Below are 21,993 nucleotides of genomic sequence, written 5' to 3'. Positions count from 1 at the left end.
GCAATCAGGTTGAGGCGTCACAATCTGCCGTGATTGCACAGGTGTTCACCGCCTGTTCAGGAAAATACAGGCAAACTGCTCAGGATCGAATCCGGCCGGAGCCCCCATGCCTAACATCGGCAAACCTGATCTTTCCGAAATGCTCGCGCAAGAACGGCGGGCACGACTGGCGGCTGAACGGCTGTTGGATCAGAAAAGTCGTGAACTGCACAACGCGAACCGCAAGCTGTCGGCCCATGCGCGGCTCTTGTCAGATGAGATTATCGTAAAACGAGAAGAAGCAAAGACTTTCCAATCTGAAGCCGAGAACCTGAAAGGCGAAAACACGCAGGTTCGGGCGGATTTGCAGCGCGCCAACAAGCAAGCGGTCAAGGCGGAAAGGCGCCTATGGGAAGCGCTTGAGACGATCCAGGACGGGTTCGCCGTTTTCAACCCGCGCAACCAGTTGGTCATTGCGAACCATTCATACATGAACATTTTTGACGGGCTGGATAGCATAAGGCCGGGTGTGACCTATCCCGACATACTTCTGCTTCTGGTGGAAGAAGGATTGGTGGATATCGGGTTTGAGGCGCCGACTACATGGCAAGCCCGAATGCTCGCACGTTGGAAACACGACAAGATCGAACCGATCACTCTAAAGCTCTGGGATGAAAGCTATGTAAAGTTGATTGATCGGCGCGCGCGTGATGGCGACATGGTCAGCCTTGCACTGAACATAACCGAAACCATCCGTTACGAAGAGCAACTCAAGGAACAGCGTTCGCGAGCCGAAGCTGCCAACCGTGCGAAATCGTCGTTCCTGGCAAATATGAGCCACGAAATCAGAACGCCGATGAATGGTGTTGTCGGTATGGCTGATCTTCTTTGCGACACCGACTTGTCCGAAGAGCAGCAACTTTATGCGGAAACCATCCGTAGTTCCGGTGAAACGCTTCTCGTTATTATCAACGACGTGCTCGACTACTCAAAGATCGAAGCGCAGAAGCTCTCTCTTAACCCTGCGCCATTCGATCTGGAGCGGACGATCCACGAAGTATTGCTGTTGCTCAAACCATCGGCGCAGGAACGTGGGATAGATTTGCTGATTGATTTCGACATGTTCCTGCCGACGCGATTTGTTGGCGATCCCGGTCGCGTCCGTCAGATCTTGACCAATCTCATGGGTAATGCGGTCAAGTTCACGTTGGAAGGACATGTTTTGATCCGCGTTACCGGCTTTCCGGGTGAAAACGGCAACCACGAATTGCGGGTCACGGTCGAAGATACGGGAATCGGAATTCCGGCTGAGAAGGTCGACCACATTTTCGGTGAGTTCAATCAAGTGGATGATGAACGAAATCGCCGCTTCGAAGGGACCGGGCTCGGTCTGTCAATTACCTGCAAGTTGATTGCATTGATGGGGGGCGAAATCTGGGTTGAATCCGTTGAAGGCGAGGGGTCGAGCTTTGGTTTTAGCCTTAGCCTTCCAACGGACGAAGATACAGCTGTGCGAGTGCCGTCAGTCGAGACAGGCCTAAACAAATCGGCTTTGGTCGTAGATGATCAGCAAATCAATCGGATGATACTCGAACGGCAGCTTTCAGTCATGGGCTTCCAGGTTTCATCGTGCCGAAGCGGATCAGAAGCGATGACCACAAAGAGCGGCAGTTTTGATTTGATCGTCACGGACTACAAAATGCCAGACATGGACGGTCTCGAATTGTCCCGTCGTTTACGCTCACGGGGCGAAGTGGCGCCAATATTGCTGCTGAGTTCCGCGCCGGGCGACTTCGGAACCTTGGCGTCAGATTGCGGTGTGAATGCCGTGCTGCAAAAGCCCTTGCTACGGCGCGATCTGTTCCGGCGTGTGGCGGAGCTTGGGATTGCAATGCCTGAGCAAAACCCTGCCGTTGATGGCCAGTCAGAAAAATCAACGTCCGGTGGCCCCCCTGACAAAGCGGGATCTGGTCCGCCTATGACCATCCTCGCTGCCGAGGACAACAAAACAAATCAGCTCGTTTTTCGCAAAATGGTTGGTGGTCTGAACGTTCAGGTCACCTTTGCAAATAACGGGCGCGAGGCTGTAGAGGCGTTTCAGGCCGCGCGACCAGATATCATCTTTATGGATATTTCCATGCCAGAAATGGATGGAAAAGAGGCGACACGCGCAATCCGTGCGATCGAGGCAAACTCAACCTTGGCGAATGTCCCCATTTGCGCACTTACGGCCCATGCAATGGCTGGCGATGATGAGGAAATTCTTGCCTCCGGTATGGATCACTATTTGACGAAACCGCTTCGCAAAGCCGCCATTACCGCGATGATCGAACAATATTTGCCCGGAGGCGTCGCATTGCACGCACCTGCTACGACGCTTTCGGAAGAGAAATAGGCGAACCCCAAACGCTAAGCCGCTTTCTGAGCGCTTTCCGGACGCAAGAATACAGGCGCTTCTTGCGTGCTGCGTGCGGCATCGAAGCGATAGCCGCCATGATCGAAGTCCTTCAACGCATCTGCCGAAGTGATCCTTTCTTCCGCCACAAAGCGGGCCATCGCCCCGCGCGCGCGCTTCGCATAAAAGCTGATAACCTTTGCGTCGTCGCCGCGCTCTTCAAGAAAAACTGGCGTAATGACGCTTGGTTCAAGCACATCCAAATCTACCGCGCTGAAGTATTCCTTTGACGCGCAATTCAACAAGACCTTGCTGTTCGTCCGAGCGGCTTGCGCGTTCAAGGCTTCGGCAATTTGCGCGCCCCAGTATGCGTAGAGCGAATTTGCTTTGGCGGTTTTCAGTCGTGAGCCCATTTCAAGACGATAGGGTTGCATCCCATCCAGCGGACGTAACAGACCATAAAGTCCGGATAAAATTCGCACGTGGTTCTGAGCATACTGTACTGAGTCGCGGTCTAGGCTTTTGGCATGAAGGCCTTGATACGTATCACCGGCAAAGGCGTACATGGCCGGGCGAAGCGTCTCTTCTGCCGGGTCCGACTCAAATGCGCGAAACCGCTTCTGGTTCAATTCCGCCAAAGACCCGCTGATGCTCATGAGCTTCTGGAGATCTGCGCGAGAGAGCCGCCCGGCGACCTTTGCAAGATAGATGGCATTCTCTTGAAACGCTGGCGTCGACAAACTGACGCCATCAACGTCGGTCCAATCCAACTTTTTCGCGGGGGAAATGACTACCAGCATAACGCTCTCCTTTGTCAAAATATCTAGGGCCGCAGTGCCGATGCGTCCAGTCGAACAGCGCTATTGTGAGTCCGCAATAATGGTCAGGAAAGCCTCGGCGAAACGTTCGCCCTTTCTGGTGCCAATCACGCCGATCACGGCCTCCAACGATTGTGGCCGTCCGCGAGCCAGTTTTGCCAACTCTGCACTGGAACAACTCAAAGGGCGCTCTGTTCCGTCTGCCCCCCGCAACAAGGCGGTCTGCGCGTCTTGCAATCGATCGAACAAAGGCCCTTCCGGGCGACCCGCCAAAGCCCGCCGCCTGGGGTGCAATACGGCCGGTGCCGCGCCTGCGATCACCTCAAGAAACAAAGCGCCATAGCGTTCAAGTTTCTTGGCCCCGACGCCGCCGATCTGCGCCATGGCATCCATGTCTTGCGGCCGTTTTTCGGCCATTTCGATCAAGGTCCGGTCAGGAAATATGACATAAGCCGGGGCATTGGCTGCCTCGGCCAGTGCACGCCGCTTGGCCTTTAGTGCCGATAAAAGCGGCGCATCCTCGTCAGACACAAGCGTCTTTACTGCAGGCCCGCTGCGCTGGCGCGCTGCAATCGCATCCCGTCGCAACTTGATCCGTTGCTCCCCCTTCAGGATCGGGCGCGCTGCTTCGGTCATGAAAAGCGCCCCATGCCGTTCCCGGTCGGGCCTAAGAAGATCACGGCCCATCATTTGCCGAAACAGGCCTTGCCATTGGGCTTTGGTGAACTCGCGGCCCACACCGAATGTCGGCAGTTTGTCATGCCCTCGTTGGCTGATTTTGTCTGTCTGCGTTCCAGTAAGAATATCGATCAGATGCCCGGCGCCAAAATTTTCGCCCGTTCGCAGGATTGCCGACAATGCCTTGCGGACAGCATCGGTGCCATCAATCACGTCCGGGGGGCGGTCGCAAAGGTCACAGTTTCCGCACGTGGTGACGCTGTCGCCAAAATAGGACAACAAGGTGCTTCGCCGACATTCCAGAGCTTCGGCCAAGCCCAAAAGGGCGTTAAGGCGCCCATGATCTGCATCGCGCCGTTCGGGTGGTGCAAGGCTTTCGTCGATTTGCGTTCGGCGCAGTCGGATATCGTCGGATCCAAACAAGGTCAGCGTTTCGGCCGGTGCGCCATCGCGGCCCGCGCGGCCAATTTCCTGATAATAGGATTCTATGGATTTCGGGAGATCCGCGTGCGCCACCCATCGAATGTCGGGCTTGTCGATCCCCATGCCGAACGCCACCGTAGCAACAACGATCAGCCCATCTTCACGCTGAAACCGTTCTTCGACATCTCGCCTCGCATCGGCTTCCATCCCGCCGTGATAGAACGTGGCAGGGTGGCCATCTTCACGCAGTGCCTTTGACAGTGTTTCTGTTTTGGCGCGCGTCGCGCAATACACGATGCCCGACTGGCCCCGCCGTGCGGCAGCAAAGTCCAGTATTTGCCGTCTCGGTCCATCTTTGGGGGCAAAGGCCAGATGGATGTTGGGCCTGTCAAAGCCGTGCAGAAATTCTTGCGGCGGGCTACCGCCAAACAGGCGCGTTGTGATTTCGGCGCGGGTTTCTGCATCGGCTGTGGCCGTGAACGCGGCCAAGGGGACGTTCAGTGAGGCGCGCAATTCACCTATGCGCAGATAATCGGGTCTGAAATCGTGGCCCCATTGACTGACACAATGCGCTTCATCGACGGCGATGAGACCAACACCAATCCGGCGTAGCATCGCTTGTGTTCCTGACGCGGCCAATCTTTCGGGAGCCAAATAAAGAAGCTTCAGCGTCCCCTCGTCCAAGGCTGCAAAAACAGCTTCGGTTTCATCATCCGTATTGCCGGATGTCAGGGCGCCAGCGGCAACACCGGCCTCACGCAGTGCGCGTACCTGATCCCGCATCAGGGCGATCAGGGGTGAGACAACAACCGTGACGCCGTCGCGGCAGAGGGCAGGCAGTTGGAAACATAAGGATTTGCCGCCACCCGTCGGCATAATTGCAAGCGCATTTTGCCCTTCGGTCACAGCCTGAACAATGTCGCGTTGTCCCGGGCGAAAGCTTGCAAAGCCAAACACTTCGGAAAGAAGCGTATCAAACGTGCGTGAAGTGCCGTCCGGCATCGATGGAGCGCCTGTCATGTTCTGTTTGAACACCTTGTCCCATACCAAACCTTGTGGAACAAGAGTCAGCCGCCCCCTTTTATTGTGGTTGGCTTTAGAAGGCTGGGGCGTTGTTGATCAGAATAATGCGCAAGGCATAGATGCCGATCAGCGCGACCAGCGGTGCAAGGTCGAGCCCGCCCATTGGCGGCAACACTCGCCGGATACGCCCATAAATCGGTTCGAGCAAATTGTTGAGCCCGTACCAGATCGACCGGACGATATCTTGCCCAAGGTTCAAAACATTAAAGTTGATCAGCCAGCTCATGATGATGTGGGCGATCATGATGAACCACGCCACGTCGAGGATGAGCAGAAGAATTTGAATCAGCGACGTCATGGTCAAGGGCACCTTTCGAATTTCGTTGAGTGGAACCTAAGGTGCGCCACACCCAAGAACAAGCGCATCGGTGCCGCCACGTCTAGATTGACGCGCGCGGAAAGAGGCGCAAATTGATCAAATCAAGGAGCTGCGCCATGTACCCATTTCTTCGTCTCGGGAAAGAGTTCTTCGTTCATCGCAATGCGCCGGCGCTAGGTTTATTCGAAACTCACATCAGTCATCACATTTGTTGGCCGTGGGACTTGGACTTTCTTGCAGAGCTGAACAATGGACGAACCCTCACCCTGTATGATCTTGGGCGCATGGTGCTTGGCAAACGATCACAGCTTTTTACGGTTATGCGAGAGCAAGGGTTGGGGTTGACCGTCGCCGGGTCTTCTGTGCGCTATCGAAAGCGGGTTGTCGCATTTGCCAAGTTAGAGATGCGGACACGCTTGGCTGGCTGGGATGACCGTTTCATGTATCTTGAGCAGTCCATGTGGCATCGCGGTGCTTGCACGTCGCATGTGCTGATCCGGTCGGCTTTCGTCAAAAACGGGCGCATGGTCCCAGTTTACGATGTCCTTGAAGCTTTGGGGCATGATGTGTCGGCAGACCATATGCCAGACTGGATTGCCGCTTGGGCCAAAGCTGATGCGCTTCGACCATGGCCGCCAATGCAAGAAGCACCTGAAATCACACACCCATTGCCGAAATAGGCCGCTCGCCTCATAGTGCCGCGAACTGAGGCCGAATTGGGCGGGTATGACTCTGCAGCGCATGTCCAGACGACGGATCTGGGGTTGGTATTGCTTTGATTGGGCAAGCCAGCCTTACAATACGTTGTTGCTTACGTTCATCTTTGCTCCCTACCTCAAGGAAGTGTTGGGCGAAGGCACGGCCGCGCAATCCGCCTGGGGTTACGGAGTAGGCACCGCCGGTTTGCTCATTGCCATTCTGGCGCCGCTTCTGGGCAGTATGGCGGATCGCTGCGGACCTCACATGCGTTTGCGGTTCATCTGGATTTTCTCGGGGCTCTACATCATTGGCGCTTCGGGTTTATGGTGGACAATGCCCGGCGACCCGAACCTGATCATGACGCTGCTGTTCTTCGGGGTCGGGCTGATCGGGATGGAATTCGCCACCATCTTCACAAACGCCATGATGCCGGATCTGGCCCCACGCGCTGCAATCGGGCGCATCTCAGGCGCTGGTTGGGCTTTTGGCTACCTTGGCGGGCTTATGGCGCTGGTGATGGTGCTTGCGTTGCTGGCGGAAAATTCGGCGACCGGAAAAACCTTGATTGGTAGTGATCCCATTTTGGGGCTGGACGCTCACGCCCGCGAAGGAACCCGTGCCGTCGGGCCGTTTACGGCGCTTTGGTATGCCATATTCATGATCCCGTTTTTTGCATGGGTTCGGGAAATGCCCCCGCGGGCAGGCGTCCGCCTTGGTCAGGCGGCGCGGCAAGCTTGGCCGGACCTACGCAAAGCTCTGCGCACGCTGCCGGGCCGTCGCAGTCTGACGGCGTTTCTTGCCGCGTCCATGCTGTATCGCGATGCACTGAACGGAATTTACTTCTTTGGTGGAATTTACGCGGCCGGCGTTTTGGGCTGGTCTGTTGTCGAAGTTGGGGTGTTTGGCATTCTTGCCGTGATTTCTGCAGCCCTCTTTGCATGGCTTGGTGGTTTGGGCGACACGCGATTTGGTCCCAAGCCGATCATCGCGGTTTCGATTTTGACGCTCGTGGGTGTGACCTTGGCTGCGATTTTTGTGTCGCGCAGTACCGTATTCGGCATTGCCGTGCTTCCAGAGAGTTTCGCACCTGATATTGCCTTTTTTGCTATCGGCGCAGTTATCGGTGGCGCGGGCGGGGCGTTACAGGCGTCTTCCCGGTGTATGCTGGTTTTTCAGGTCGACCCGTCGCATATTACCCAAGGGTTTGGGCTGTATGCGCTGACGGGGAAAGCAACTGCTTTTGTCGCCCCATTCGCTGTTGCGCTTGCGACTGATATAAGCGGCAGTCAACAAATGGGCATTGCACCGCTGCTGGCACTGTTTCTTTTTGGTCTGATTTTGCTAGTCTGGGTGAAACCGTACGGAGAGACGCAAATATGAAACGCCCCGTTGTAATCGGTCTGATTGCACTGCTTCTTGCGAGCGCGCCGTCTGTCTCGGTGGCTCAAGCCAAAGCAAATCAGCTTTTTGGCGCTAAAAGCACGGGGTCGCCTCACAAGCCGCAAGCGATCGGAAGCTATGCCAAAGGATGCGGGGCCGGGCTGGTGGAGTTGCCGGAAACGGGCCCAACATGGCAAGCCATGCGTCTGTCGCGAAACAGGAATTGGGGGCACCCGGACGCAATCGCGTTTATCCAAAGACTCAGCGCCTTTGCAGCGGGACAACGCGGCTGGCAGGGTCTGTATATTGGCGACATAAGCCAACCGCGTGGCGGGCCTATGTTGTCTGGGCATCAAAGTCACCAGATCGGTCTGGATATCGACGTCTGGATGCTTCCGCCTAAATCCCTTCGATTGAACCGATCCCAGCGGGAAAACATCAGTTCCATTTCGGTCCGCTCGCAAGATCAGCGCAGCGTGAACGGAAACTGGACACCGCAACATGCTGCGATCCTGAAACAGGCCGCACGCGACCCATCCGTCGACCGCTTGTTTGTGACGGCGCCGGTGAAGATTGAACTGTGCAAAACGGCGCGTAGGTCAGACCGGGATTGGATGCAAAAGATACGCCCGCTTTACGGCCACAATTATCATTTTCATGTGCGGCTCAAATGCCCGAAGGGCAATCGCGGTTGCGCAACGCAGACGCCCAGCGTGGCGGAGCTTTCAAAGGGTGGAAACGGCTGCGATGATACGTTGCGGTGGTGGGTTACGGATTACCTCAATCCCCCCAAGACAAAGCCGCAAACTCCTGCCAAGCCAGCCCCACAAAAACGCAATTCACGAAACTACGTGATGGCTGACCTGCCACAAGCATGCCAAACTGTTCTCGCGGCACCCTGATCCTGTGCCTTGCCGCGCTTCTTGCAAGCGCAGCAGCACAGGCACAGCAGGCCCAATTCCTTGACAGCTTTACATGGTCCAGCTCCGGCGCCGCCGAATTCGGGGGCTTCTCAGGGCTTGAACTTGCGCCGGATGGCGAGAGTTTTTTTGCCATGAGTGACAGTGGGATGCTGGCGACGGGCGCGTTGATTCGAGAGAATGGCAAGATCGTTGGCGTGTCCGAGGCACAGCTTAACCAGCTCATGCGGCAGAATGGAAATCCACTGACCGGTTTCGCGGCCGATGCAGAGGGGTTGGCCTTGGCTAAAGATGGGCGCCTTTACGTCTCTTTTGAGGGCTTTCACAGGGTCGCTTTTCTTGCGCCGCAAAGTTACGTCACCCGCCACATTCCCCGCGACCCGGCCTTCGAAACGCAACAGCGCAATTCTTCTTTCGAAGCTTTGGCTTTGGACCCGCAAGGGCGACCCATCACGTTGCCCGAACGATCCGGGGCTTGGGAAAGGCCTTTTCCAGTGTTTCGCCTGGAAGGGAATACATGGAGCCAGCCTTATACCTTGCGCCGCGATGGCAAGTATTTACCGGTCGGTGCCGATACCGGGCCGGATGATCGGCTTTATCTTCTAGAACGGCATTTTACCGGCATAGCTTTCACAAGCCGTGTGCGCAGCTTTGCTTTCACGCCAACCGGTCTGGTCGATGAACGCCTTGTGCTGCAAACGCCTGCCGGGCGGCACGATAACCTTGAAGGGATCAGCGTCTGGCAAGACGAAGATGGCCGTATTCGGCTCACGATGATCTCCGACGACAACTTCAATTTCTTCCAACGCACACAGTTCGTCGAATACGCGTTGGAGCCCTGACGCGGTATCGTCGCCGCACTTGATTTATTCCGTCGGCAGGGGTAATCGGGCGCGTCCCGGTCGGGACCAAGTCTCCGCAACCTTGTGAAAACGGAATATATCACAATGATCCGCATTTTGCCCGGCGTTCTCGCTATGGCGGCAGTTGTCGTCGCCTCCAACATTCTTGTGCAATTCTTGTTTGGCCAATGGCTGACATGGGGCGCATTCACTTACCCCCTCGCATTCCTTGTTACAGACGTGATGAATCGCGTGTACGGGAAACGTGAAGCGCGTAATGTCGTGCTCATGGGCTTTGCAGTTGGGGTCGCTTGCTCGTTGATCGGCACCCAGATTCAAGGGGAATTCGGCCCGCTTGTGACGCTTCGTATCGCGCTTGGTTCTGGTCTGGCGTTTCTTACGGCGCAATTGCTGGACGTTTCCATTTTCGACCGGCTTCGCGATGGGGCGTGGTGGCGTGCGCCGCTGGCGTCTACGTTGATCGGATCTTCGGTTGATACCGCCATCTTTTTCACCGTCGCGTTTTCGGCGCCGTTGACCTTCCTTGAGCCGGTGAACGATGTGTCTTGGGCAAACGAGTCGCTTCCGCTGTTGGGCGGTGGTCCGATTGTCCCGCTTTGGGTGTCGCTCGCCCTTGCGGATTGGATGGTCAAGTTGTCACTCGCCCTCATCGCCTTGGTTCCGTTCCGGCTGATCGTACAGCGATTGACGGCGCGCGCGGCCTGAGCGGTTTCCTAGACTGCACACTTAAAGGTCAATTTTTGAACAGAAGGCGGTGTGGCCCGCGTCTGATCGAAAAATCTACTTTGACATTTGGTGAAACCGTGCCACCTTTTCTGTATCGGAAACATATTGAAAGGAGGTGATCCAGTGTCGAGAGAGGTATTGGAGAAAGGCGTCGAAGAAAACCGGGAGGACAGCCGTTAGGCAGCCCTAATGGCGCATGCGCCAACCGGACGTGGACATAGGTTCCTGACCGACCCCACCTCCTAAACGTCTCGAAGGGCCGCCTCTGGCGGCCCTTTTCGTTTGACGTCACAGCTTACTTCAGCGCACAGGCGTTCAGCGTGAATTGGTCGACCCCGGTTTCGTAAAGTACAGATGACCCGGCAAAGCTGCCGATGTCGTCGCCGGACCCAACCGCGCACAGGGAAAAGCCGCAAGATACGGCGCGACCCTGTGCAAAATGCACTGCATTGAAATCATAGTACTCTGCGCAAATGGGCAGATCCCCATCCAGCTTAACCCCAAGGGCATCGGCCATGCGCGCCACTGCCGCGATTTGGGGGGCCTGTTTGGTGTAATATTGATCGTTGCCATACCCCCACCAATCCCAGCACCCTTTGGGGTTTCCGCCTGTGAAAGACGCCAGTGCCTGGGGGTAGAGTACGACAATGTCATTCGCTTCGGCCCAGCCATTATAGCCAGTGGTCCATGCGTACTCATCGCCCAGTTTGGCGCGCCCCTGCTCGCAGCCGTGAAACGCGATGTGCAATCGGCAGGTTTCACCATCCGCACAGCTTTCCGGAACATATGCGAAGCCTTGGGTGTTCATTTCTTGCTGCGCCGGATCCGTAAGATAAAACCCTTGATCGAAGCTGATCAGGTGATCTTTGTCGGCTTCCACAGGCGCGGCAAGATCGCCGTGGACCCACTGCAAAATGTCGCCCGCCTGATCAATGCCGCAATCGGAAATGAAGGGGGACGCTGTTTCGCCACACGGAACTGGGCCGCCCGGCGCAAGAAAGGCATGCCCGGCAGGCAGGTCTGTCACATGCTTCACATCTGCCGGACTAACCCCGGCCTGCGTATAGAACTCAACTGCGGCCGCCACGGCGGGCGAAGTGACCGTGTCATCCTTGGTGCCCGAAAACAGGTAAACCCGGTCACCAGCCAACCCGGAAAGAGGGTCAATCAGGAGCGCATCTGCAAACCCGCCTGCCGCTTCCAAAAGTGGTGCGACTGGCGGACCTCCGTCATCTGTCTGCATGCAGGAGAACAGGGCCTCAAGCACCTTTCCTTCTGCGCAATAGTAAGGCCCGCCAGCAACGACACCCGCCCCAACGATCGCCTCGGAAAAGGCGACGTGCACCTGAACCGACATAAAGGCCCCGCTGGACAGGCCGGATACGCCAGTTTGGCGTGCTTCAAGGCTTAGCCGAGGCAATTCTTGGCCAATGGCGGGCGCGCCAAACAGGCACATCGTCAGGCTTAGTGCGCGCATCATCTGAAAATTCCCTGCAACAAAGACAACCTAAGGTAACTATAGCACGTTGATGCTGCACGTGCAGCGTGAACTGTGATCCATTGTGCTTTGCGATTGCGCGGCTCGCCCTTTATGCAGTGTGGACGCAAACGAGGCAGGCATGTTGAAGATCAACGATAACATTACCATTCAGGACTGGGAGTTTACCGAGAGCTTCACTCGAGCTTCGGGTCCGGGGGGGCAGAATGTGAACAAGGTCTCAACTGCCGTCGAATTGCGCTTTGAAGCAGCACGCAGCCCCAACTTGCCCGATTCAGTCAAAACCCGGCTCAAACGTATCGCTGGCCGTCGATGGCTGGAGGATGGCGCCGTGATCCTTCGGGTTGAGGACACGAGGAGCCAAGCTCGCAATCGCGAAATCGCCCGTGACAGGTTGGCCGAGATGATCCGCGCTGCCAGCGTCGCTCCCAAGCGCCGCCGCCCCACCAAACCCACAAAGGGCAGCATAAAACGCAGGTTGCTTGGCAAGGCACAGCGCGGACAAGTCAAGGCGCTGCGCGGCAAAGTAGACCTTGATGACTGATGCCACGCTGATCCGAAAGGCCATAAGTGCCGCGCAGGCATGGGGCACCCCGGACCGCGCGCCGCGATTGGTGCAGCAACGCGAGAATACCGTTTTTGACGTTACACTAGATGATGGGCGACGGATCGCCTTGCGCTTCCATAGGGCCGGATATCAAGATGCGTCGCGCATCGCTTCTGAACTGCGCTGGATGGAATCCTTGGCCGATGCTGGGTTTCCCTGTCCATGGCCCCAAAGGACAAAAAGCGGCGCCCTGACAGACGATTGTATCGGCGTGACAACATCAGCCGTGCAATGGCTGAACGGAACGCCGATTTGCTCGGGGAAAGTAGAACTTGATGCGGGGCTCATGCACGATTTGGGCGCACTTCTTGCTGATCTTCACCTGACCAGCGATGCAGTTGCCCCAACTGATCTGGCGCGCCCAGATTGGCGCGCGTCGGCCTTTTGCTGTGGTGATGCACCTATATGGGGCAGGTTTTGGGAAAACCCGACCCTCTCAACTGACGAAGTTGCGCTATTACGCGCGGCGCGGGACGCTGCGCAAATCCGGCTTGCTGCGCTACCGGTGGATCATATCGGATTAATTCACGCAGACGTCTTGCAAGAGAACGTCCTTGCCTTTGACGGACTGCTCTATCTGATTGACTTCGACGACGGCGGAGTGGGGTACCGGCTGTATGACTTGGCCACCGCTTTGATTCAAAGTTGCGACAGCCCGAACATGCCCGAGCTCGCTGGCTCCCTTATGCGCGGCTATGCTAATGCGGGCGGGCCGCTGCCAAAAACGGCGTTCATGGACCTGCCGATGTTCGTAATGCTACGCGCGCTGGCCTCGGCCGGGTGGGTCATTGGGCGCGTGCAACCAGATGATCCACGCATGCGCGGCTATGCTGACCGCGCGTGCAGACTGGCGCGAGAATGGCTGGCCGATCAGAAGCGCGGTTCAACGTCTGGGTAGGTATGTGTCTGAAATCGGCTTTCTGGATTGCACGCTATGATTTTGGTTCAGACTTCTTTGGATCATCCGGGTTCGAACCTCTGCCTATGAGATTCCAAAGCTCAGGACCCATAAACTGATTGGGGTTGTTCAGGTATCATGATCCACGATCCCCAGTTTCAGGGGCATGTCAGGCTCTCACCCCAACCAATCTTCACGATCAGCACGAAGTCCATTTCCAGGTTGGGTCAAATGCGTGACGTGAAATCCAAAAACACCTGAAGTTTCAGATTTCAAGATTGGTCGGAGTGAGAGGATTCGAACCTCCGACCCCTGCCTCCCGAAGACAGTGCTCTACCAAGCTGAGCTACACTCCGACCGTGGGCGGTCAATTAAAGTGTTTGATGCCAATGCGCAAGCGGGCAAGTGTGGGGTTCAACCAACAAAATTTTCTGCGCTTACTCGTCTTCCATCAACGAACTGACACGCGGGTAAGTGCCTGTTTCATAACGGGTTTTTGTGCTGAGAACTGGTTGATTGTCGTCCGATCTAGCCCCACCTTCTCGCACAACGATATACATGCCGCTCGCGATCACGATCCCGGCGCCAACGACAGTGGCGATGTCCGGCACTTCGGAGAAAAAGAGCCAGCCAAATAATGACGCCCAAATGATCTGGCTGTATTGCATCGGCGCAACGACGGCTGCCTCTCCGGTGCGATATGCGAAGATGATGAAGCTTGTTGCTGTTATGGAAAGCACGGCAATCGCGGCCAAGGCGCCCAAATGTTCGATGGGCATGGGTTTATAGACCGATGGCAGAAGCGCGCCCATCACCATAACATTTCCAAGCAACGGAAACAAAATCAGGACCGAGCTGCGTTCCTCTTGCCCGATTTTTCGGACTATGATCGATGCCGTGGCTGACCCGCATGCCGCCAACAGTCCTGCCAGATGCCCCGCCGAAAACGGTGCGGACCCGGGCCTAAGAACGACGATCACGCCAATCAGCCCGACAATAACGGCGATCCAGCGATGGGTCCCGACCTTTTCGCCCAGCATGGGTATGGACAGAACCGTAATCAGCAAAGGCGTTGCAAACAAAAGTGCGTAGGTCTGCGCGAGTGGCAAAAGTGAAAATGCAGTGAAGGCGCAAAAGCCGGTAATGATCGCCGCGATGGCCCGCGCAAGGCTCCACCACGGGTGCTTTGGGCGCATATGGCTTTCCGTTTTGCTGCGTACAAGCAACAAGGTCAGAATTGGAAAGCTGAACAGAACACTGAAGAACACAACTTGGATCGGCGAATAAGTTCCGCCAAGCAGTTTGACCAGCACGTCATGGGACGAAAAAACAGAAAAAGCACCCAATGCGAAAAGGGCGCCCCGTACATTTGGGGATAAATGACGGAAGTTCATGGCAGGCTCCGCAGCAACTATCTCGGTGCTATCGTCCCTGCCCAGTCCGATCAAGGGGCCGCATTTTCATAGCGGCCCCTCGGCGTTCAGAGGCTTGCGTCAAGCGCTGCCAATACGGCGTCGCCCATACCGGACGTGGATACCGGTGTTTCGCCCTCGTTTTGCATAAGATCTGCCGTCCGCACCCCGTCAGCCAAAACTGTCTCGACCGCGGCTTCCAAACGGTCTGCTTCCGCGCCTTGGTCAAAGGAATAGCGAAGCGCCATGGCAAAGCTCAGGATACAAGCAATGGGGTTTGCTTTGGCTTGGCCGGCAATGTCCGGGGCGGAACCGTGCACCGGTTCATACAGCGCTTTTGGGCGACCATTTGCCATTGGCGCCCCAAGGCTCGCCGATGGCAGCATGCCAAGGCTGCCGGTCAACATCGCGGCCGCATCCGACAAAAGATCCCCAAAAAGGTTGTCGGTCACGATGACGTCAAACTGTTTGGGCCAGCGACAAAGCTGCATCGCGCCGGCATCAGCATACATGTGCGACAGTTCGACATCGGGATACTCGGTTTCGCCAATCTTAGTGACAACCTCGCGCCAAAGTACGCCGGACTCCATCACGTTTGCCTTCTCCATCGAGCAAACCTTGTTGCCGCGGCGGCGCGCCAATTCGAACGCGGACCGGGCCACGCGTTCAATCTCGCTTTCGGTGTAACGCTGGGTGTTGATACCGACGCGTTCGTTGCCTTCTTGAATGATACCGCGCGGCTCACCAAAGTAGATGCCCGAGGTCAATTCCCGCACGATCATGATGTCGAGGCCGGCAACAACGTCGCGCTTGAGCGACGAGAAGTCGGCGAGCGCATCAAAACACTGCGCCGGACGTAAATTGGCGAACAGGTCCATTTCCTTGCGCAACCGAAGCAGGCCTCGCTCTGGCTTTACGCTGAAATCGAGTACGTCGTATTTCGGTCCACCGACCGCGCCAAGCAAAACCGCATCGACGTTCTGTGCTTTTTCCATCGTGGCATCGGTCAGGGGCGTGCCGTGTGCGTCATAGGCTGCCCCGCCTACCAGATCCTCGCTTACATCGAAATGCATGCCGCGTTTTTCGCCGTACCAGCCGATGATGCGACGCACTTCGGCCATAACCTCTGGGCCGATTCCGTCGCCAGGCAGGATCAACAGGGATGGATTGGTCATGGAAGGCGTCCTTTTCACGGTGGGTTTGCGGGTGCCTAGCCGCTCCCCCCGGAAGGGTCAAGAAAGCCTGTGTTCCCTGGGGGAATAACAACATCGACCCAAACCAGCCGATGCCGGGATGCGCCTCGCCCATCAGCGCCCAGCAACGCAGCCGAACTGTCGTCCGGTGCTGGCCAGAAAACCCCCGAACCTGCCACTTCAAGGCGTGCGTCTGGTAAAATGTAGTCCACCCGCAAATTTCCCGGTTCACCTTCTGCGTCCCAAGCGGCTGTATCGGCTTCGGCAATATGCGCAGGTCTGAAGCCGCCCGCGGCAGCGCCTCGGCTTGTCGGCCTTGGGTCCTGCAGCGAAGGATGGGCAAGCAGTTCAGTCATCGCAGCCCGGTGTCCATCGCCGCCCTTTGGGTCAATGTTGGAAATGCCCATCACAACAGATGGATTCTTGGGTGGCGGCCAATCCAGCGCGCGGTTCAAAAACAGCGTCCAGAAGCGAGTCTCGTCTCGTCCACGCAGGCCGTTGCGATCTTCCGGGCCGTCGAAAACAGGAGCAGTTGCGTGATACACAAGCAGGTTCAAACCCCCGCCATTCGGCAAGATGATAGGGATGTCCCAATGCCCGGTTGATGACAAGCGTTGTGCCTGTTGCGCCGCTGGGCTTGGAAAGGGAGTGCCGTTCATGGTCGGCAGCGAAGCGCCGGGAAGTTCCCGCCACAAAAATTGCGAGAAATCACGTACCCCAGTGTCGTCGATCGGTAGACGCGACAGGATTGCCATCCCCCTGCTTCCCGCAAACAAGCCATACCCTTGTGCGTCGCGCGCCCCGCGCAATCGGCCGTCCCCATCCAGATCGAGATCGGTCATATGCCCCGAATTCGGACGCAGCGCGAAACGATGGGGGTATATCGCCCCCTGTTCCGCAAGCAGATCGGCAAATGCCGACAAAGCCAGCAGTCCGGCATCATAGTCAAAGCGCAGCAGCACCAGAATGTCCGGCGCCGTTGTGGCGATAATGCGGGCTGCAGCGTCGGCTTGCGGGTCGCCGCGGCGAATATCCCGCAGCAACAGACCCGGCCCCTTGCGATCCAGTTCAACCGAATAGACCGCAAGCCGAAGTGTGTCGGCAATCGCCAATCCTGGAGTGGCGAGAGCCCAAAGGACAAGGAAAAGAAAACGGACAACCATGTGACAAGGTTGCCCGCAGCTTTCTTAAGAATGCCTTACAAGAGCCAGAAAGGTGCCGTTTTCGCCGCGCACCGATGCCTTGCTGATAGCCTTAAGTTCAAACCCAAGGGCGCGCGGCAGATGCCTCTTTCTCGAATGCATCGATGGATGCGGCTTTTTCAAGCGTCAGGCCAATGTCGTCCAAGCCATTGAGCAAACAATGCTTACGGAAAGGGTCAACATCGAATTCAATGGTTCCGCCGTCTGGACCGCTGATTGTCTGGTTCTCGAGATCGACCGTGACGGTGGCATTCGCGCCGCGAGCCGCGTCATCCATCAGCTTGTCGACGTCTTCTTGTGGCAACACGATGGGCAGGATGCCGTTCTTGAAGCAGTTGTTAAAGAAGATATCGGCATAGCTTGGTGCGATCACGACCCGAATACCAAAGTCGAGCAACGCCCAAGGGGCATGTTCACGCGACGATCCGCAGCCGAAATTCTCGCCGGACACGAGGATCTGAGCATCGCGATACGCAGGTTTGTTCAAAACGAAATCAGGGATTTCCTTGCCATCGTCATCATAGCGCATTTCGTCAAACAGGTTCACGCCCAGTCCAGACCGCTTGATGGTCTTCAGAAATTGCTTGGGTATGATCATGTCTGTGTCGACGTTGATCAACGGCAGTGGGGCCGCGATGCCTGTCAATTTCGTGAACTTTTCCATCAAAGGCTCCTTTCCTGATCGAATGGGCCAAATTACAGCCGTGCCGTTGCTTATCCGGACGGCACCTTGGCCACAAGCCTGCTAGGCAATAAACGCATTCGGAAACAGATTCTCGCCCAAAATGAGGCTGTCACATCAGCCGGTTTTTTGAAGCAGCCTCCGGGGCAAATATGCGGCCCCAAAGTTCAACACGATAGCTGGGTTTTCGGCCTGTAGAACGCCAGAGGATCGGGCGGAGACACATTTTTTCCGACCCATCCATAAGATAGAGAACCAAATAGGCTGGCGAGGTGTTCATCCTGCGACCGGGTTTCATGAGCAGGCTGCATTTTCGTGCCATTTGTTCCATATGATCAACAAGCAAGCGGTTGGCATGTCGCCGGTCCTTGCGGGCGAAGGTGGTTGCTTTTGGGACAAAAGCGAGGCCCGGTATGTGGGCCTCCTGGCTTTCTGAGTTGCGATTGCTTGCTCCTTGCCGTCGCCCAGCCTTGACTTCGCCGGTGATGCGCTGTGTATCGGCCCGAACCTTACGTAGCCGGGACATTCGCCATGCACGCCTATCGCAGCCAGACCTGCGCCGATCTGAACAAAGCTCATGTGGGCCAAACTGTCCGCCTTTCAGGATGGGTGCATCGGGTGCGCGATCATGGCGGGGTTTTGTTCATCGACCTGCGCGATCACTACGGTATGACTCAGGTGCTGGCGGATAGTGACAGCCCGGTCTTTTCCGAAGTTGAAAAGGTGCGGTCTGAATGGTGTATTCGGATCGATGGTGTGGTGAAGGCCCGCGACGAAAGCCTTGTGAATGCCAAGCTGCCCACCGGCGAGATCGAAGTCTACATCAAGGATCTGGAAGTTCTGGGTGCCGCGGACGAGCTGCCGCTGCCGGTCTTCGGCGATCAGGATTACCCGGAAGAAACCCGGTTGAAGTATCGCTATCTCGATCTGCGCCGTCAAAGCCTGCACGACAACATCATGATGCGCAGCAACGTTGTGCGGTCGATCCGTAACCGGATGTGGGACAGCGGTTTTACTGAATTCCAGACACCGATCATTACGGCATCCAGCCCCGAAGGTGCGCGCGACTTTTTGGTGCCGTCGCGCCTGCACCCGGGCAAGTTCTATGCGTTGCCGCAAGCCCCGCAGCAGTTCAAGCAACTGATCATGGTGTCCGGCTTTGACAAATATTTCCAGATCGCGCCTTGCTTCCGTGACGAAGATCCGCGCGCCGACCGGTCGCCTACCGATTTCTATCAGCTCGACTTGGAAATGTCCTTTGTCACGCAGCAGGATGTGTTCGATGCAATTCAGCCGGTGATCGGCGGTATCTTCGAAGAGTTCGGCAAGGGCCGCAAGGTCGATACCGACTGGCCGCAGATCAGCTATCGCGATGCGGCGCTGTGGTATGGCACCGACAAGCCGGACCTGCGCAACCCGATCAAGATGCAAGTGGTCTCCGACCACTTCCGCGATAGTGGCTTCGCGATCTTCGCGAAGCTGCTGGAACAGGACGGCACCGAAATTCGCGCAATTCCAGCGCCCAAGGGTGGTAGCCGGAAATTCTGCGACCGGATGAACAAGTTCGCGCAGGAACAGGGCCTGCCGGGGATGGGGTATATTTTCTGGCGAGAGGCTGAGCAGCCCACCTATGAACAGCTCGGCGGGCGAGAGTTCGGTCCTCCCGAAGTCGCAAACCACGCGCACGCGCTTGCCATGAAACTTGACGGACAATGGAAGGCAGACAAAATTCCTCTTGAGGGAGGAAATTGGATGGAAGCCGCGGGCCCGCTCGCCAAGAATATCGGCCCGGAACGGACCGAGGCGATCCGCCAGCAGCTTGGCCTTGGCGTCGGCGATGCCGCGTTTTTCCTTGGTGGCAAGCCGAAGGACTTTCAGGCCGTTGCGGGCCGGGCGCGAACCGTCATCGGGGACGAGTTGAAACTGACCGACACGGACCGTTTCGCCTTTGCCTGGATCGTCGATTTCCCGATCTACGAGAAAGACGAAGAAACCGGTAAGATCGACTTTGAACACAATCCGTTTTCCATGCCGCAAGGCGGTATGGAGGCCCTAGAGGGTGATCCCCTCAAGGTGTTGGGATATCAGTATGATTTGGCGTGCAACGGGTACGAATTGGTGTCTGGCGCGATCCGAAATCACAAGCCCGAGATCATGTTCAAAGCGTTTGAGATCGCGGGTTACGGCAGCGACGAAGTAGAAAAGCGGTTTGGCGGCATGGTCAACGCGTTCAAATACGGGGCGCCGCCGCACGGGGGGTGCGCTGCGGGAATCGACCGTATCGTGATGTTGCTGGCAGACGAAGCGAATATTCGCGAAGTTATCATGTTCCCGATGAACCAGCGTGCCGAAGACCTGATGATGGCGGCTCCCTCCGAACCTGCAAACGAACAGTTGCGGGAATTGAGCCTTCGGGTCATCGAAGTCGATAAATAGAGGCGCGCTTGGGCGGCTGAAACATGCCGCCCAGCAGGTGCGCAAAAGCGCTTAGGCAAATCTTGCAAGCCGCGTTTTGGTTGAACTGGGTGCCGGAGTGCCCAATCAATAATTGATCGCTGTAAGTACTTGGTCGTGACGGTGGTTCTGGTTCGGTTTTTTCTTGGTTGCGGCGGCAGTTGAGCCCCGAACTTGAGTTGAGGGTGGCGTCGCGCATGACATTGATCAGGTCAACACATCGTGACCCCCGTGATATCGAAAGTGCGTAAAGAACGCCGTCGCGGCATGAACTTTAGGTCTGGCGCGGTCTTCTTGCCGGTTGGATGAAACAGCTTGGGGCAGAGCACTTGGCGCGACGTTCGGCGAAATCTGCCAAGGTAAATTCCTCAAATTTTATCTGTTAAGCCTGAATTAGGGTCATGTGCCTAGCTCTGTGTCCAGTGAATGTTTCTGGAGCAGGAAGGCGCAGGCATGTCAATTTCGTCGTCATTGAACGCTGGGGTCATGGGGCTTAAGGCGAACGCCAGTAAGCTGAGCGTGATATCCGACAATATCGCGAACTCCGCGACCTATGGGTACAAGCGGTCCGAAGCTGATTTCCACTCAATGGTGATCGGCAGTTCGAGCGGATCGTACTCTGCGGGTGGGGTTCGAACGACGACTCAAAAACTGGTCAGTGATCGTGGGTCGCTGGTCGGGACCAGCAATTCCACTGACATAGCCGTACGAGGCCGTGGAATGATCCCGGTGACGCAAGAATCGGCAGTTAATACCGGCAACGGCAATGCACCGATGTTGCTTCAGACAACGGGATCGTTTCGCACGGATGAGCAAGGTTACCTGAAAAGTGCCGCCGGGCTGATCTTGATGGGATGGCCCGCGGCGGACGACGGTACCATCCCGAATTTTCCGCGCGATACGCCTGCAGGGCTTGAACCAATTCAGCTCAATGTAAACGAATTTGTAGGTGAGCCGACGACGAAGATGGAGGTCATCGCGAACCTTCCTGCGACCGGGACACAGGCAGGAGCGCCAGGTGATGTCGAGAACCTCTCAATCGAGTACTACAACAATGTGGGCACGTCAGAAACTGTAGGGGTGAGTTTTACGCCGACCGTTCCGACTGGACCAACTGATCCTGCATCAAACCAGTGGACCATGCAGATCACAGACGGTGCGCAAGCCGGCGCTGTAGTGGGCGAGTATGTGATAACATTCGATGACTCGCGGACAGCTGGCGGAACGATTTCATCTGTAACAACTGTAACGGGCGGTGCGTATGATCCAAGTACAGGGGAGTTCTCGGTAAATGTCGCTGGCGGCCCAATGGAGATCGCAATTGGTGTGCCCGGCAGTAGCCAAGGCTTGACCCAACTGTCCGATGCATTCTCGCCTGTCGTGATCAACAAGAATGGCGCCCCCGTTGGCAACATGATCTCGGTCGACATCGACGCAAACGGCATGGTTCAGGCAATGTACGATAATGGCGCAGTCCGTACCGTCTATCAGGTGCCATTGATCGATATGCCCAACCCTAATGGGCTGCTTGCGCTAGACAGTCAGACCTATCAAATCTCTAACGATAGCGGTGCCTACTTCATGTGGGATGCGGGCGATGGCCCTACTGGTGATTTGGTCAACTACGCCAGGGAAGAATCCACCACTGACGTGGCGTCGGAACTCACCGATCTGATTCAAACTCAGCGCGCATATTCATCCAACGCCAAGGTCATTCAGACCGTGGACGAGATGCTGCAAGAAACCACCAATATCAAGCGATAA

At 56.5% G+C, this 21,993-nt stretch carries 18 protein-coding genes and 1 tRNA gene; 10 read left to right on the top strand and 9 right to left on the bottom strand.

The window, feature by feature from the left end:
* The first annotated feature begins 106 nt into the window (after positions 1–106).
* Complete coding sequence (locus E2L05_RS07285) at positions 107–2,374, top strand: response regulator (protein WP_133342266.1); 2,268 nt, start codon at positions 107–109, stop codon at positions 2,372–2,374.
* A gap of 14 nt (positions 2,375–2,388) precedes the next feature.
* Here E2L05_RS07285 and yaaA read toward each other — a convergent pair whose 3' ends face one another.
* The 3 genes from yaaA to E2L05_RS07270 form a co-directional block, all read right to left on the bottom strand.
* A complete protein-coding gene (yaaA, locus tag E2L05_RS07280) occupies positions 2,389–3,174 on the bottom strand; it encodes a peroxide stress protein YaaA (protein ID WP_133342265.1) in 786 nt (261 codons plus the stop codon).
* A gap of 60 nt (positions 3,175–3,234) precedes the next feature.
* On the bottom strand, positions 3,235–5,313 hold the full coding sequence (gene recQ / locus E2L05_RS07275; RefSeq protein ID WP_133342264.1) for a DNA helicase RecQ: 2,079 nt from the start codon (positions 5,311–5,313) through the stop codon (positions 3,235–3,237).
* Between the two features lie 76 nt (positions 5,314–5,389).
* Complete coding sequence (locus E2L05_RS07270; RefSeq protein WP_133342263.1) at positions 5,390–5,674, bottom strand: YggT family protein; 285 nt, start codon at positions 5,672–5,674, stop codon at positions 5,390–5,392.
* A 137-nt stretch (positions 5,675–5,811) separates the two neighbouring features.
* On the opposite strand from E2L05_RS07270, the gene E2L05_RS07265 reads away from it, so the two are divergent.
* From E2L05_RS07265 to E2L05_RS07245, 5 genes are all read left to right on the top strand, one after another.
* Positions 5,812–6,375 carry an acyl-CoA thioesterase gene (locus E2L05_RS07265; protein ID WP_133342262.1) on the top strand — a complete coding sequence of 188 codons (564 nt, stop codon included), beginning with the start codon at positions 5,812–5,814 and terminating at the stop codon, positions 6,373–6,375.
* A 61-nt stretch (positions 6,376–6,436) separates the two neighbouring features.
* Entirely contained in the window at positions 6,437–7,774 is a 1,338-nt protein-coding gene (locus E2L05_RS07260) for an MFS transporter (RefSeq protein ID WP_243721900.1), read from the top strand.
* Entirely contained in the window at positions 7,771–8,676 is a 906-nt protein-coding gene (gene mepA / locus E2L05_RS07255; protein ID WP_133342260.1) for a penicillin-insensitive murein endopeptidase, read from the top strand. The genes E2L05_RS07260 and mepA overlap by 4 nt, the downstream gene beginning before the upstream one ends.
* The gene (locus E2L05_RS07250; RefSeq protein WP_133342259.1) at positions 8,649–9,536 is read left to right on the top strand and encodes an esterase-like activity of phytase family protein; all 888 of its coding nucleotides are present in this window, start codon (positions 8,649–8,651) and stop codon (positions 9,534–9,536) included. The genes mepA and E2L05_RS07250 overlap by 28 nt, the downstream gene beginning before the upstream one ends.
* Before the next feature lie 105 nt (positions 9,537–9,641).
* On the top strand, positions 9,642–10,262 hold the full coding sequence (locus E2L05_RS07245; protein ID WP_133342258.1) for a queuosine precursor transporter: 621 nt from the start codon (positions 9,642–9,644) through the stop codon (positions 10,260–10,262).
* 316 nt (positions 10,263–10,578) lie between these two features.
* Here E2L05_RS07245 and E2L05_RS07240 read toward each other — a convergent pair whose 3' ends face one another.
* Positions 10,579–11,763, bottom strand: a complete 1,185-nt coding sequence (locus E2L05_RS07240) for an extracellular catalytic domain type 2 short-chain-length polyhydroxyalkanoate depolymerase (RefSeq protein WP_133342257.1) — start codon at positions 11,761–11,763, stop codon at positions 10,579–10,581.
* Positions 11,764–11,902: 139 nt separating this feature from the next.
* Between E2L05_RS07240 and arfB the strand changes: the two genes are divergently transcribed.
* Together arfB and E2L05_RS07230 are read left to right on the top strand one after the other, a co-directional pair.
* Entirely contained in the window at positions 11,903–12,325 is a 423-nt protein-coding gene (gene arfB / locus E2L05_RS07235; protein WP_133342256.1) for an alternative ribosome rescue aminoacyl-tRNA hydrolase ArfB, read from the top strand.
* Positions 12,318–13,286 carry a phosphotransferase enzyme family protein gene (locus tag E2L05_RS07230; RefSeq protein ID WP_133342255.1) on the top strand — a complete coding sequence of 323 codons (969 nt, stop codon included), beginning with the start codon at positions 12,318–12,320 and terminating at the stop codon, positions 13,284–13,286. Before arfB ends, E2L05_RS07230 begins: the two co-directional genes overlap by 8 nt.
* A gap of 279 nt (positions 13,287–13,565) precedes the next feature.
* Here the strand turns inward: E2L05_RS07230 and E2L05_RS07225 are convergent.
* From E2L05_RS07225 to leuD, 5 genes are all read right to left on the bottom strand, one after another.
* Positions 13,566–13,642, bottom strand: a tRNA-Pro gene (locus tag E2L05_RS07225).
* 81 nt (positions 13,643–13,723) lie between these two features.
* Positions 13,724–14,680 carry a DMT family transporter gene (locus E2L05_RS07220; protein ID WP_133342254.1) on the bottom strand — a complete coding sequence of 319 codons (957 nt, stop codon included), beginning with the start codon at positions 14,678–14,680 and terminating at the stop codon, positions 13,724–13,726.
* An 86-nt stretch (positions 14,681–14,766) separates the two neighbouring features.
* Positions 14,767–15,873 (bottom strand): 3-isopropylmalate dehydrogenase, encoded by a 1,107-nt coding sequence (gene leuB / locus E2L05_RS07215; RefSeq protein ID WP_133342253.1) that lies wholly within the window; start codon positions 15,871–15,873, stop codon positions 14,767–14,769.
* Between the two features lie 35 nt (positions 15,874–15,908).
* Positions 15,909–17,054 carry an endonuclease/exonuclease/phosphatase family protein gene (locus tag E2L05_RS07210; RefSeq protein ID WP_133342252.1) on the bottom strand — a complete coding sequence of 382 codons (1,146 nt, stop codon included), beginning with the start codon at positions 17,052–17,054 and terminating at the stop codon, positions 15,909–15,911.
* A gap of 97 nt (positions 17,055–17,151) precedes the next feature.
* A complete protein-coding gene (gene leuD / locus E2L05_RS07205) occupies positions 17,152–17,757 on the bottom strand; it encodes a 3-isopropylmalate dehydratase small subunit (protein WP_133342251.1) in 606 nt (201 codons plus the stop codon).
* Between the two features lie 549 nt (positions 17,758–18,306).
* On the opposite strand from leuD, the gene aspS reads away from it, so the two are divergent.
* Both aspS and E2L05_RS07190 read left to right on the top strand, forming a co-directional pair.
* Positions 18,307–20,211 (top strand): aspartate--tRNA ligase, encoded by a 1,905-nt coding sequence (gene aspS, locus E2L05_RS07200; RefSeq protein ID WP_133342250.1) that lies wholly within the window; start codon positions 18,307–18,309, stop codon positions 20,209–20,211.
* 471 nt (positions 20,212–20,682) lie between these two features.
* Complete coding sequence (locus E2L05_RS07190; protein WP_133342248.1) at positions 20,683–21,993, top strand: flagellar hook protein FlgE; 1,311 nt, start codon at positions 20,683–20,685, stop codon at positions 21,991–21,993.

This window comes from Meridianimarinicoccus aquatilis (assembly GCF_004358675.1).
Taxonomy (GTDB): domain Bacteria; phylum Pseudomonadota; class Alphaproteobacteria; order Rhodobacterales; family Rhodobacteraceae; genus Meridianimarinicoccus; species Meridianimarinicoccus aquatilis.
This window is presented reverse-complemented; position numbering and strand designations above follow the sequence as displayed.